10 protein-coding genes are annotated in these 13,620 nt (G+C 41.5%); 4 read left to right on the top strand and 6 right to left on the bottom strand.

The window, feature by feature from the left end; all coding sequences use genetic code 11:
- Complete coding sequence (locus DDU33_RS05875) at nucleotides 1-900, top strand: iron-siderophore ABC transporter substrate-binding protein (RefSeq protein ID WP_244175302.1); 900 nt, start codon at nucleotides 1-3, stop codon at nucleotides 898-900.
- Complete coding sequence (gene fhuB / locus DDU33_RS05870; protein WP_108923709.1) at nucleotides 894-2,858, top strand: Fe(3+)-hydroxamate ABC transporter permease FhuB; 1,965 nt, start codon at nucleotides 894-896, stop codon at nucleotides 2,856-2,858. The genes DDU33_RS05875 and fhuB overlap by 7 nt, the downstream gene beginning before the upstream one ends.
- 197 nt (nucleotides 2,859-3,055) lie before the next feature.
- On the opposite strand, the gene DDU33_RS05865 is transcribed toward fhuB, so the two are convergent.
- Complete coding sequence (locus DDU33_RS05865) at nucleotides 3,056-4,030, bottom strand: IS30-like element ISApl1 family transposase (protein WP_012478345.1); 975 nt, start codon at nucleotides 4,028-4,030, stop codon at nucleotides 3,056-3,058.
- 86 nt (nucleotides 4,031-4,116) lie between these two features.
- On the opposite strand from DDU33_RS05865, the gene DDU33_RS05860 reads away from it, so the two are divergent.
- On the top strand, nucleotides 4,117-6,240 hold the full coding sequence (locus DDU33_RS05860) for a TonB-dependent siderophore receptor (protein ID WP_108923707.1): 2,124 nt from the start codon (nucleotides 4,117-4,119) through the stop codon (nucleotides 6,238-6,240).
- 32 nt (nucleotides 6,241-6,272) lie between these two features.
- Here the strand turns inward: DDU33_RS05860 and priA are convergent, their stop codons facing one another.
- The 5 genes from priA to DDU33_RS05835 all read right to left on the bottom strand — a co-directional run bounded on the left by priA (nucleotide 6,273) and on the right by DDU33_RS05835 (nucleotide 12,146).
- Nucleotides 6,273-8,483: a primosomal protein N' gene (gene priA, locus DDU33_RS05855; RefSeq protein WP_108923705.1), complete on the bottom strand. Its 2,211-nt coding sequence runs from the start codon at nucleotides 8,481-8,483 to the stop codon at nucleotides 6,273-6,275.
- On the bottom strand, nucleotides 8,484-9,104 hold the full coding sequence (locus DDU33_RS05850) for a LysE family translocator (protein WP_108923703.1): 621 nt from the start codon (nucleotides 9,102-9,104) through the stop codon (nucleotides 8,484-8,486).
- The gene (gene rarD / locus DDU33_RS05845) at nucleotides 9,097-9,975 is read right to left on the bottom strand and encodes an EamA family transporter RarD (RefSeq protein ID WP_108923701.1); all 879 of its coding nucleotides are present in this window, start codon (nucleotides 9,973-9,975) and stop codon (nucleotides 9,097-9,099) included. The genes DDU33_RS05850 and rarD (DDU33_RS05845) overlap by 8 nt, the downstream gene beginning before the upstream one ends.
- Entirely contained in the window at nucleotides 9,969-10,862 is an 894-nt protein-coding gene (gene rarD / locus DDU33_RS05840) for an EamA family transporter RarD (protein WP_108923699.1), read from the bottom strand. The genes rarD (DDU33_RS05845) and rarD (DDU33_RS05840) overlap by 7 nt, the downstream gene beginning before the upstream one ends.
- Before the next feature lie 66 nt (nucleotides 10,863-10,928).
- Entirely contained in the window at nucleotides 10,929-12,146 is a 1,218-nt protein-coding gene (locus DDU33_RS05835; protein ID WP_108923697.1) for a pyridoxal phosphate-dependent aminotransferase, read from the bottom strand.
- A 133-nt stretch (nucleotides 12,147-12,279) separates the two neighbouring features.
- On the opposite strand from DDU33_RS05835, the gene DDU33_RS05830 reads away from it, so the two are divergent.
- Nucleotides 12,280-13,590, top strand: a complete 1,311-nt coding sequence (locus DDU33_RS05830; protein WP_108923695.1) for an isochorismate synthase — start codon at nucleotides 12,280-12,282, stop codon at nucleotides 13,588-13,590.
- The last annotated feature ends 30 nt before the right edge of the window (nucleotides 13,591-13,620 follow it).

The raw sequence follows: 13,620 nt of genomic DNA, 5'->3' as shown, positions 1-13,620 counted from the left end.
ATGATAAACCTAAAAAAGCTCACAGTATGGCTACAAGCGGTCACTTTCTCCCTCTTTTTTGCAAACACCCTATCCGCAAGTGAACCGCAACCTAGTCTAGCGACATTGGACTGGACGGTAGCTGAAACCTTAATCGCCCTTGATGAACAACCCAAAGCCGTTGGTGATGCAAAAAATTACAAAGTCTGGGTATCTGAACCAAAACTGCCTGAAAATACGCTCGATCTCGGTATTCGTTTGCAACCGAACCCCGAACAGCTTTGGCAACTCTCGACACAGCTAGACGCTCAGCCTTTGCTGTTTATCAACTCTTCATTTTATGCGTCTGCCACGCCGATGTTGGAAAAATTCGGCAAGGTGCATTTGGTCGATTTCTATAAAGAAGGCGATGCGTGGCAGAATGTGGTCGAAGCCACTCAGCAAATTGCCGATATTATTGAAAAGCCTGAACAAGCGGAACAGTTACTCAATCACTATTGGCAAAAAATTGCTGAAATTCGACCGCTTGTACAACCCTTTACTGATCGTCCTGTGCTGTTGGTGCAGTTTATCGACACACGTCACCTGCGAGTTTATGCAGAAAATAGTCCGTTTGGAGCGGTGCTGTCGCAACTTGGTTTTAAAAACGGTTGGCAAGGCAATCACAACAACTGGGGATTTGAGATTATAGACGTGACCCAACTGGCGAAATTACCGCCTGAGAGCCGTTTTGTCGTGGTTAAACCCTATCCGTCAAATATCGGTTCTGCTTTGAAATACAACACCTTATGGCAAAAATTGGCAATGGCAAAAGATCCGCTGATTTTGCCTGAAGTCTGGACATTCGGGGCTATTCCATCGGCACAACGCTTTGCGGAAGTGCTGGCAAACGGCTTAATTCACGGAGGCGAGCAATGGTAAATCGTCCACAGATGTTGTTTGTTCTACTGTCCGCTTGTTTTATCGGGCTGATAATGTGGCTACTCGGCGTGCAACTGCCTGAACAGCAATCCCTTGTTAGTCTGTTTCAAGCCAGTGACAATCTCGATATTTTGTTAATTCAAAGCTACACCTTGCCTCGCATTGCCATTGCGTTATTGGCTGGCGGAATGCTCGGTCTGGCAAGTTTGCTGTTGCAACAAGTGATGGCAAATCCGTTGGCTTCCGATAATACGCTTGGGATCAGTGCCGGCTCGCAGTTTGCCCTGTTTATTACCGCTATTTTTGCACCGAATTGGCTAGACATAAGTTCAAGTGCCATTGCGTTAGTCGGGGCTGGTTTAAGCCTGATCTTGGTTTTGACGTTAGCAATGCGAAAAACAATGTCGCCGTTGTTGCTGATTTTGGCTGGCTTGGTGGTTAATCTCTATTTCGGTTCATTCTCCGCCTTGATGATGTTGTTTTACCCTGAAGAAGCACGGGGCTTGGCACAATGGGGGGCTGGCTCTTTGGCACAAGAGAGCTGGCGAGACCCGCAATTTTTGGCAATACAAGCGGTGATTTGTGGCGGATTAATTGCAATGTTGCTTCGTCCGCTCACCATACTTTCCTTAAACGACAGCAATGCCCAAAGCCTTGGTGTGCCTGTTAATCGACTGCGTTTTTTCGGGGTATTTATCAGTGCTTATATGATTTCAGCGGTGGTAAGTTGTGTCGGTATGCTCGGTTTTATCGGGTTAGCGTCCGCCACCATTATTCGCCAGCTTGGTGTGCGAACGCTGAAATGGCAATTACTCGGGGCGTTTGCTGGTGGGGCGTTACTGCTGGCGGTCACGGATTTACTGCTACAACTGCTTGCCCATTTTAAAGGGATTAACTTGCCGACGGGGGCGGTAACGGCTCTGCTTGGCACACCGTTACTGCTGTGGCTGATGTTCCGTTCGCTGTCAAATACGGGGCGTTTAACAGAAACATCAACTCGCCTATCTCGCCGTTTTCATCGCTACACCTTACTACCGATTGTGTTTGTTTTCGCACTCGTGCTATGGCTTGCACTCGCATTAGGCAAAGGCACAAGCGGTTGGAATGTATTGGAATTTAACGAATTTTACGCACCGCTTGTCGAGCTACGTTACCCACGTATTTTGACCGCCCTTGCTGTTGGGATTTTATTGGCTGTGGCTGGCGTGTTATTACAACGCTTAACCCTAAACCCGATGGCAAGCCCTGAATTGCTCGGCGTGTCATCCGGCACCAGTATGGGGATTTTAGCCGTGCTGTTCCTTGCCGGCTCGGCTCAAACGGAATGGTATTGGCTGGCAGGTATCGCAGGGGCGGTTGTGGCTCTGTTGGTGCTGACAGCGATCAACCAACGCAACGGAATGTTGCCCGAAAAGGTGCTACTCACAGGGATCAGCCTGTCGGCATTGTTTGATACTTTGCAACGCATTGCTATTGCCAGTGGCGATCCAAGAGCGAACCAACTGATTGCGTGGACATCGGGTTCGACCCAACAAATCGGGGCGGATCTTGCCGTGCCGTTTTTCTTGATAAGCCTTGTTCTACTAGGGATTAGCTTGATTTTCAGCCGTTGGCTTGAGTTATTGGCATTACAAGCCCCGATGGCACAAGCCTTAGGGCTAAACCTAAAACGCACTCGCTGGATTTTGATTTTATTTACCGCATTACTGACGGCGTTAGCGACTTTGATTATCGGACCGCTCAGTTTTATCGGCTTGCTCGTCCCACATATCGCCCGTTTTCTCGGCGTAAACCGAGCGAGTTCCCAGATTTTAATCTCAGCCCTTCTAGGCGGTTTGATTATGGTGTTTGCCGACTGGCTAGGCAGACAGATGTTATTCCCTTATGAAGTGCCGGCCGGTTTAGTGGCAACGCTGATTGGGGGGACTTATTTCTTGCTGATGGTAAGAAGGGTTTAATTATTTTGATATTAGGTAGCAGTTGTACAAAGTATAAAATCTATTTTTGTAGGGGCAAATTATATTTGCCCTAATGTCCTGATAATGCGTTGAGGGCAAATATAATTTGCCCCTACAAATAGTTTTGTGCAATCACTATTACGTTATTTTTTACAATAAGATCTTAACTTAGAGGACTTTTATAAAATCTTGAATTGTCAAACCAAGTGCAACGATTTTTTGAAGTAAACTTCATAAGGTGTTTTCCAACCTAAACATTTACGTGGTCGTAAATTCAGTTTATTGATCACCTGTTGAATATCAACTTCGCTCCACTGATTGATGTCTTGGTGCTTCGGAAAGTATTCACGAAGTAACCCATTTGTATTTTCATTCGTTCCCCGTGTCCACGGTTGATGCGGCTCGGGGAAGTAAAATTCTACACCCAGTGCTTCTGTTACCAAACGATGTTGGGCAAATTCTTTACCACGGTCTGGCGTAATTGACCGCAATATATGTGAATCCAGCAATTCAATCATGGCTTTTTGGACTGCTTCGGCTTTTTTGGCAGGAATTTTCTTCACCAACTCAAAACGACTTTTGCGTTCCGTCAGCGTCAGCAAACAAGCTCCACCCGCTTTACCCAGTACGGTATCGGCTTCCCAATGTCCAAAGCGACTGCGATTTTGCGCCGAAATGGGACGGTCGTTCAAATGGTTGGATATCTGAATTTTGCCACGTTTTTCATGATGATTTTTTGTATGCCGTGTTTTGCCTTTGTGGCGCAGTTTGCGACTGGCTTTGCGTTCGCCTATATCAAACAACCCTGAATAAATACCACGATAAATGGTTGAATAACTAATGGATAATTCAGATTTTTCCAATTTTAATCGTGCGCTGATTTGTTCGGGCGACCAGTTTTCTGTCAGAAACTTTTCTTGCACCAAATTGAAATATTCAGGCTGCTCTAATTTGCGCTGTGCTTTGCTATTTTGACGATGCTTCAAATAGCTGTTTTGTGCGTTCGTTGCACTGTAGCTTTCTAGAGCGTGTCGTTTCAGCTCGCGAGAAATGGTGCTGGAGCTACGTCCCAGTGCTTTGGCAATTTCTGCTTGTTTTTTGCCCTGTGCGAGTAAAATCATTATCTTTTCTCGCTCGTTTATTGTAAGATGTCGGTAGGAAGTACTCATCATTTGGAAGTGGTTTTTGTGTGGAAACAAAATTATATTCTAGTTGATGAGTACTTCTTTTTTTGTTGCACTTGGATTGTAAATTCAGCATGAAAAAAACATTTGTTTATTCAACAATTTCTCAAGTAGTACTACTTGCCATTGCAAGTAATGCAATGGCAAACGAGCCGACAAAAAATGATGTTGCAGCGTTAGATGAAGTTGCAGTTGTTGGTGGTGGCTCGATGTATAAAATGGGTGAAGTACCTGTACATCAAGCAAAATCAGCGATAGCCATTTCTCGTGATGAGCTAGATAAACAAGACGTGAAAAAAGTCGATGAAATTGGTCGCTACCAAGCAGGTTTTGCGAACCAAGTGTTTGGTAACGACACCAACACAAACTGGTTCCGTGTGCGTGGTGCGGAAGTTTCACAAGCAGTAAACGGCTTACCCACCTTCAGTTATGGCTTCTTTACGCCTTATGTAGAAAGTTTTGGTTTAGAAGCTGTTGAAGTAACAAAAGGTGCAGACTCAATGACTTTTGGTGCAGCACAATCGGGCGGTTTAATTAACTATGTGACCAAACGTGCACACCGTGACCAAATCGGTAAAGGGGAATTCAAAACGAATTTTGGTACAAATAACACCTATGGTTTCGGTGCGGATTACACTGGTAAAATGACTGATGACGAAAGTTTGCGTTATCGTGTTGTGGCGACATTAAACAACGAAGATGGCGAATGGGATAAAACCAATAATAAAACTCTCTATTTAGCTCCAACGATTGAGTGGGATATTTCCGATAAAACCCGTTTAAGCTTATTAACCAGCTATCAAAAAGATTACGGCACGCCGAGTAATAACTTCTTTCCAGCGTACGGAACACTTGTATCTGCCAATGGAGCTTACATTGATCGCAATAGCAACCTTGGCGACCCAGTGAACGATCGTGAACATAATAAACAATACTCTATCGGTTATGAATTAAGTCACGATTTTGGTAACGGTCTACGAGTAAACTCAAGTTATCGCTATGCTCATGCGGATAACTTCCACCGTGGTTCTTATGCCTTCACATCAGTTGATGCAACAGGTTCAGTAGCTCGTGGTTTAATTTATAACAACGGTAAAACCATTTCACACGCCACAGACAATCATTTGTCTTGGGATTTCAAAAATGATTGGTTGAAGAATACGCTTGTTGTAGGTACGGACTACCGCCATAACAAAATAGATACTATGTATGACTCAATGGGCTTTGGAGCGACTACTAACACTAACATTTTCAACCCACAGGTTGGTTGGAATCAGGCTCAAAGTATTGCTGGAGCAACACATAGAACAATCAAAGCTCGCCAGTTAGGTTTCTATTTACAAAACCAATCACGCTTTGCGGATAAATATGTGTTGGGCTTAGGCATTCGCCACGACCGTGCGAAACAAAATGAATATACATCAACCCAAACGGTAAAAGATAACCATACTTCTTACTCTGCTTCCTTTATGTACGAAGCACCGTATGGCTTAAACCCATATTTCAGTTATAGCGAATCTTTCAACTTACCTGTGGGCTTAAGCGGTACGCAAACCTTGTATGATCCGAACATCACACGCCAATATGAAGTGGGTGTGAAATACTTACCAACTTGGTTAGATGGCGTGATCACAGTGGCCGGCTTCCGTGCGAAAGATACAGGGGCATTGGTAGGTTCTAACACAGGAACAGGTATTACAGAAAGTAGCGATGACCCAACGTATCGAAAAGGCATTGAAGTTCAAGCAGATGTAAATCTTACTGAGAACTGGAATGCTACACTTGCCTATACTTATACTAAGTCTGAAATTAAAGTCACCAGCCAGAATACTGTTGTTAATCGTGGTTTAACTATGGGTGAGAAAGTACGCAATCAATATGTTCCAACAACGGTAGTTTCTGCAAAAACCGCTTACACCTTTAATAACGGAGCATTGAACGGTTTAACTATTGGAGCTGGAGTTCGTTATATAGGTCATAGCGTAACTACAAAAAGCCAATGGAATACTTATTCGCACTACCGCGTGCCGTCAGCAACAGTGGTGGATTTAATGGCTCGTTATGCGATTACGCCAAATTGGACAGCTCAAGTAAACGTGGATAACGTAGGTAACCGTAAATATATCGCAGCTTGTGATTTCTACTGTTACTACGGTGCAGAACGTAAAGTAAATGCAACAGTAAGTTATAAATTCTAAATGACAAAAGGGACACGATGTGTCCCTTCTTTCTAGCCAATCTCCAACGGATCTACATCAATCGCAAGGCGGATTTGTGAAGGGTTCCAATATTGATCGCGCTCTTGATCAAAGGCGTTCATCAATGCCTGAATTGAAGCTCGTGAAGCGTGTTGAATTAAAAGCAACCAACGGTAATGCCCTGCTTTTTTCGCTAAAGGTGCCGAAAAAGGCGGTAAGATTTGCATATTGGTAATGCCTAATTCATTCACTTTTTCTTTTAAATAACTCATCAGGCTCTGCAAAAATTGTTGAGTCTGTTCGCTATTTTTCCCTGTCGCTTTAAAAAGCACTTGTGCTGAAAAAGGCGGTAAAGTCATCAATCGTCTGATCGATAAGGCTTCTTCAGAAAAGGCTTCGTATCCTTGTTCAACCAACGTTTTCAGTAATGGATGCTCCGGATAGTGCGTTTGTAGCACCACTTCTCCCTGTTTCTCCGCTCGTCCTGCTCTGCCTGAAACCTGCAAATAAAGCTGCGCTAATCGCTCTTCGGCACGGAAATCGGTAGAAAATAGTGCGGAATCAACATTTACAATGGCAACTAAGGTTACATTCGGAAAATGATGCCCTTTTGCCAGCATTTGCGTGCCGATCAAAATTTGGCTTTTTCCTTGTTGAATATCGGTTAAATGCTTTTCTAATGTCCCTTTTCTTGCCGTTGAATCTCGGTCGATACGGCTAATTTGGTAGCTTGGGAAACGCTCACTTAATACCTGCTCTAACTGCTCCGTACCAAGCCCAGTAGTAAGTAGGTGCGTTGAACCACAATGCCCACACTGACGAGGAATAACCCGTTGTGAAGCACAATGATGGCAACGTAAAACACGCTGTTTTTGATGGTAAGTATAAGGCTTATCGCAGGCTTCGCACTCGCAAACCCAGCCACATTCGTGGCATAGCAGTACAGGTGCAAATCCTCTCCGATTTAAAAACAGCATGACCTGATTACCCTGCTCTAAATGTTTTTTCATCATTGCCAGAAGCTTTTCAGATAAGCCGGCATTCACTCGTTGTGTTCTTAAATCAATGATTTGCTGTTGCACATTTTGCGCATTGCCTGCTCGAGCAGAAAGGGTTAAAGGGAAAAACTTGCCATTCTTCACATTTTGGACACTTTCTAAACTTGGCGTTGCAGAACCTAATACAATCGGAATATCAAGGTGTTTCGCTCTGATGACGGCTAGATCCCGAGCATGATAACGCCAACCTTCTTGCTGTTTAAAAGAAGGATCGTGCTCCTCATCAATAATAATCGCACCGAGATCTTTAAACTGGGTAAATAAGGCTGAACGTGTGCCGATAACAATCGCACTTTCGCCATACTTTGCCCGTAGCCATACATTGAGGCGTTCTGTTTCATTAAGATGAGAATGTAAAGCATCTATCTCAACATTAAAACGGGCTTGGAAGCGTTGAATGGTTTGAGGTGTTAAGCCGATTTCCGGCACAAGAACTAAAACCTGTTTACCTCGTTGCAACACCTCTTCAATAAATTGTAGATAGACTTCCGTTTTCCCCGAGCCGGTTACGCCATTCAATAAAAAACAGCCAAACTCTTTTTGGGCATTCAATCGGCTAACCACAAGCGTTTGTTGTTTATTCAGTACGAGGCGGTTACTTTGATTAACAAGCGGTTGATTTTGCAACTTTTTTTGCCAATCTTGCGCAATGTAAGAGGTTGCTTGCTTTTGAATAAAGCCTTTATCTAATAGGGCTTTCCAGGTTGCTGGCGTGCAGTCTACCGGTTTGGTAAAAAATTCAAAAGAAATGACCGCTTGTAATAGCGTTTCTTGTTTTTTCGCTCGCTTTAATTCCCCTTGTTGTAAAGCCATACGCCCTTTTTCGCTGACCACAAAATAATCAGGTACGCTAATCTCCGCCGCTTCGCCATTGCGTAATTTTACGGGCAGTGCTGAATTGAGAACCTCTCCAATCGGTTCGTGATAATAACGAGCCGCCCATAAAAGCAGTTGCCACATTTCCTCATTAAAAATGGCTTCTTGATCTAAAACCGCTTCAATCGGCTTTAATTTTTCAAGGGCAATCTCACTCTGTTTTGGAAAATCGACCACAATCCCAACTTTTTTCTGCTTACCAAAAGGCACAACAACTCTTGTCCCTTGCAAAACAGAAAATGTCGAGGGTAAAAGGTAATCAAAATAACGGTATAACGGCACTGGCAGTGCCACACGGACGAATTTCATTTATTTTTCTAACCCGATTTTAAGTGCTAATCCGATAAAAATCGTGCCACAAATTTTATTGAGCCATTTTCCTACCATCGGATTTTGACGTAATAAATTTCCAAGAGGTGCTGCGGCTAAAACAAGAATAATAACCCAAATAGAGGTGGTTGATAAAAAGGTAATTCCCAAAAAGAAAAAAGGGAAAAATGTATTTTCAAGTGAGCTACTCACAAATTGTGGCAATAATGCCAGAAAAAACAAGACCACTTTTGGATTAAGTATATTGGTAATAACCCCTTGTCGATAAATTCTCCATAGTGGTAATTTATCTAAGTCAATCCGCTCAAGCTGGAAAGAAGTCCGCCACATTTTTATGCCTAAATAGGCTAAATAGATTGCCCCTGCATATTTTAAAATTGCAAACAATGTTGGAGAATGAGCTACTATGCCGGCTAATCCTAAAGATACGGCTAAGATATGAAAGAATATGCCGGTTAAAATCCCTAGTGCAGACATTAGTCCTGCTTGTCTTCCTTCGGCTATTGATCGGGTTAAAATATAAATAGTATCAGCGCCAGGTGTTAAATTTAATAACACGCAAGCGGTTAAAAATCCCCAATAATTGACAATATCATTCATATTTCCCTCTTTTCTTCTGCTTAAAACTATCTAAGGTTAATAATAAAATTGCAATGGTTAAACAAATCATCAATAAATATGATTTAGCTTCTAAAACTTCACCAATAGCAAAGGAAATAAATAACATAACAAGCGGCTCAACATAACCTAAAAGCCCTAATACATTAACGGGCAATAAATTACTTGAGGCAATATAAAAAATAAATGCTGCACCATTAACCAAACCAAATAAAGCAAGAAAATGATAGATCCATTTATTTTCTGCCAAAATCGGTTGCATATCCGTTTGCAAAATAAAATAAAGCGCAAAAGGTATTACCAAAATAAGCTCAACAAAAAAAGAAGCAAGGTGGTTAATACCAAAATAGCGGCGAAGTGTAATGTAAATCGGATACCCTAGCCCTGCAACAAGCGTTGCCCAAGAGAATGTTCCGCTTAGCAATACATTTGAAAAAACGCCGATAACGGCAAAAAAGACCGCCAGCCATTTTAACCTTGTAAACTGCTCTTTAAATACAATTTTTCCTAAAGTTACTGCCGTAATCGGGAGCAATAGGTAACCAATAGAAACCTCTAACGCTTGACCGTGATTAGGTGCCCAAAGAAATAACCAAAGTTGAACACCTGTATTCAATGCGAGTAATAATAAAATAAATACAAGCGGTGGTTTTTGCTTAATTTTTTGCCAAAGTTCAGCGAATTTACCCGTCTGTTTAAATAAAAATATCGCCAATAAAATAAAAGGTGCTAGCACAAAAATGCGATAGCCAAACATACTTTCGCCATTTAATGGGCGTAGTAAAATGGCAAAATAATAACCTATGCCAAAAAGAAAGTTTGCCCCCATACAACAGAGAATACCTTTTAACATTGCTTCGCCTTCCGTTTTTTCTGTTGTTTAAGGATATTTAAGATCCCATCAATGATTAAAAATAAAATCGCAAAAGATAAGCAAATTAACAAAATGTAACTTTCCGGCTTTAATGTTTCGCCAATAAAAAATGAAATTGCCATCATTGCAACCGGTTCTAAATAACCTAATAGCCCTAATACATTAAAAGGGACTAAATAACTCGCCATTGTGTACGAAATTAATGCAACACCGCTGAGTAAACCGAGCAGAAATAAGGCAAAGTAAATATGTTCATTAACGGTTTCAATCTGTTTTAAATCGACTGGAGAAATAAAATAAAGTGCTGCCGGTATTAAAATGGTTACTTCTAAAATAAAGCTATGAATATGAGCGATATTAAATTTTCGGCGCACCATAAAATAAAATGGGAACCCCGTTAATACCACCGCACTCGCCCAAGAAAAAGCACCGGTCTGAATGACATTACTTAACACGCCTATGCCGGCTAAAATAATGGCAATCCATTTCCAAACCGAGAGATATTCTTTATATATCCACTTTCCGGCAATAACCATCATAATTGGCATCAATAAATAGCCGATAGATACTTCAATTGCCCTACCGCTATTCGGCGCCCAAAGGAAAAGCCACATTTGTAGCCCGACAAAAAAGGCAGTAAAAATCAGCACCAAAATCAAGTAAGGTTCTTGTCTGATCCGTTTTAGAAAAGCGATAAATTCAGCCTGTTTTTTAAGGACAAAAACCGCTAAAAACAAAAAAGGCAACGTAACCAACATTCGAAATCCAAAGATCTCTTGCCCTTCCAAAGGGCGTAGCCAAGTCGCTAGATAGTAAAGCCCACCAAATAACAGTGAAGCCAGTAGAGAACAAAATACACCAAGCATATCAATATGATGAGAAAATAAGTAAAGCCCTATAAGACAATATAGGGCTTTTTATGAAAAAAGAGATTACTCTTGACGATATGTTTTTAAGAAATTCGCCAATCTTCCGATTGCCTCTTCCAACTGATGAACATAAGGTAAAGTCACCACTCGGAAGTGATCCGGTTTATGCCAGTTGAAGCCGGAGCCTTGCACTAATAATACTTTTTCCGCTTGAAGCAAATCGTAAATAAATTTTGCATCATCTTTAATACCATACATTTCCGTATCAATTTTCGGGAACATATACATCGCCCCTTTCGGCTTCACACAGCTGATCCCCGGAATTTGTACTAATAATTCCCACGCTTTATTACGTTGTTCAAGTAAACGTCCACCTGGTAAAATAAATTCATTGATACTTTGATAGCCACCTAATGCGGTTTGGATCGCGTGCTGCATTGGCGTATTTGCACATAAACGCATGGAAGAAAGCATATCTAAACCTTCAATAAAGCCTTTTGCCTGTGCTTTAGGTCCACTTAATACCATCCAACCTTGACGGAAACCTGCAACACGATAAGCTTTTGATAAACCGTTGTAAGTTACGGTTAAAACATCCGGTGCTAATGCCGCAATATGATGATGAACCGCACCATCGTAAATAATCTTCTCGTAAATTTCATCGGCAAAGATCATTAAATTATGTTTACGTGCCAATTCCGCAATTTCTAATAACACTGCACGGCTATATACTGCTCCCGTAGGGTTATTCGGGTTGATGACTAAAATTGCTTTGGTTCTTGGCGTAATTTTTGCTTTGATGTCTTCTACATCTGGGAACCACTCATTTTCTTCATCACAAAGATAATGTACCGCTTTACCGCCTGCTAGGGTTGCCGCCGCGGTCCAAAGTGGATAATCCGGCATTGGGATTAAGATCTCATCGCCTTCATTTAATAAGGCTTGCATTGACATCGTAATCAGTTCTGAAACACCGTTACCAATATAGACATCATTGACGTCCATACCACGCATTCCTTTAGACTGATAGTATTGCACAATCGCTTTACGTGCCGAATATAAACCTTTTGAGTCGCAATAACCCTGTGCCGTTGGTAAATTACGAATAACATCAACTAAAATTTCATCAGGTGCTTCAAAACCAAAAGGGGCTGGGTTACCAATGTTTAACTTTAAAATTTTATTCCCCTCTTCTTCAAGACGGAGGGCTTCTTTATGAATAGGTCCACGAATATCATAGCGAACTTGTGCTAATTTATCGGACTTCGGGAAACGTTCCATTTTTTCTTCCTGTTATCATTTTATTAACGAATTGTTGAACTTTACTCCGATTTTAGAGGAAAAAAAAGGGGAAATAGGCTAAAATAATGACCTTTTTTAAAAATAACTTTTTAATTTTTTAGAAATGCGGATTATGTCAATTTTTAGTCAATTAAAACAACAACTTAGCGAACAGTTTGCCAAACAAGTATCTCTACAAGGATTGATAGAAATTCAAGCCTCTGTTTGCGTATCTGATGAGAATGTTGCCTTTTTAGCTGGCTTAAATGCACAAAAAAACATCTATCCGCATTTTTTCCTCAAAAATCGAGATCGTGATCAAACCGTCATAACGCTCGGGGCAGTAAAAACCTTTCAGCAATTAGAAACGGCACAAGCCTTTATTCAACAGACAGGCTTCCCCCTCATCGGTGGATTACAATTTGAAGGCGAATGTTGCTTTGTATTACCTCGCCTAAAATTGGTAAAAGAGCAACAAAATCTTACCGCTTATTTTTATCTTGATTTATCCACTGAAACCTCTCAAGCGGTTAATTTTGACGATTATTTTGCAACATTTGAGGCGCAACAAAATGACTTAGCACCGCTTTCAAATAGCTCTTTTGCACATAAACCTCTTGCAAACAAACTTATTGATCGTAAAACCGCTTGTGATTTTGAAGGCTGGCAAACAAATATCAATAAAGCAATCAATGAAATTCAAGCACAAAACTTTAGTAAAGTCGTGCTGGCAAATGCGATTTGCTTAACTTTTGATAAACCGATTTCCGCTTATGAATTATTAGAACAAAGCCAAAAAATTAACTTAGGTTGTTACCATTTCTTATGGGCAGAAAATAGCGAAACCGTCTTTGTCGGCTCAACGCCAGAACGATTATATTTACGTCAAGCCAGAAATCTCTATACGGAAGCCTTGGCCGGTACCGTTGCCGTGACGGAAGATTTAGATCAGACGGAACAAAATGCCCAATGGCTTTTAAATGATACGAAAAATGTCTATGAAAATCAGTTAGTAGTGGACGACATTACTCGTCATCTTGAAGATTGCGTTGAGCACATTGAGATCGGCAAGGCTGAGATCAAACGTCTGCACAATGTGCAACATCTACGCCGCAAAATTCAGGCAGTTTTAAAACCAACAATTTCGGATAGTGAATGTTTAATTCGTATTCACCCAACAGCCGCCGTTGCCGGTTTGCCTCGCGCGAAAGCGAAGCAGTTTATCGCTGAAAATGAACCTTTCACACGTGGGTGGTATGCCGGTACGCTTGGGATTTGGGGAGAAAACGAAGCTGAATTTTGCGTTACTCTCCGCTCTGCCCAAATTAAACAAAATCAAGTAACCCTTTATGCTGGTGCGGGCATCGTACAAGATTCCGAACCGCTTTCTGAATGGCAAGAAATCGAACGAAAATCGCAAGCGTTGGCTAAATTATTGAAATAAAAACAAGCAGTTAGATTTGTTATTCACAAA

This window comes from Actinobacillus porcitonsillarum, assembly GCF_003101015.1.
Classification (GTDB): Bacteria; Pseudomonadota; Gammaproteobacteria; order Enterobacterales; family Pasteurellaceae; genus Haemophilus_A; species Haemophilus_A porcitonsillarum.
The sequence above is the reverse complement of the archived record's forward strand: the minus strand, read 5'-3'. Positions and strand labels throughout refer to the sequence as shown.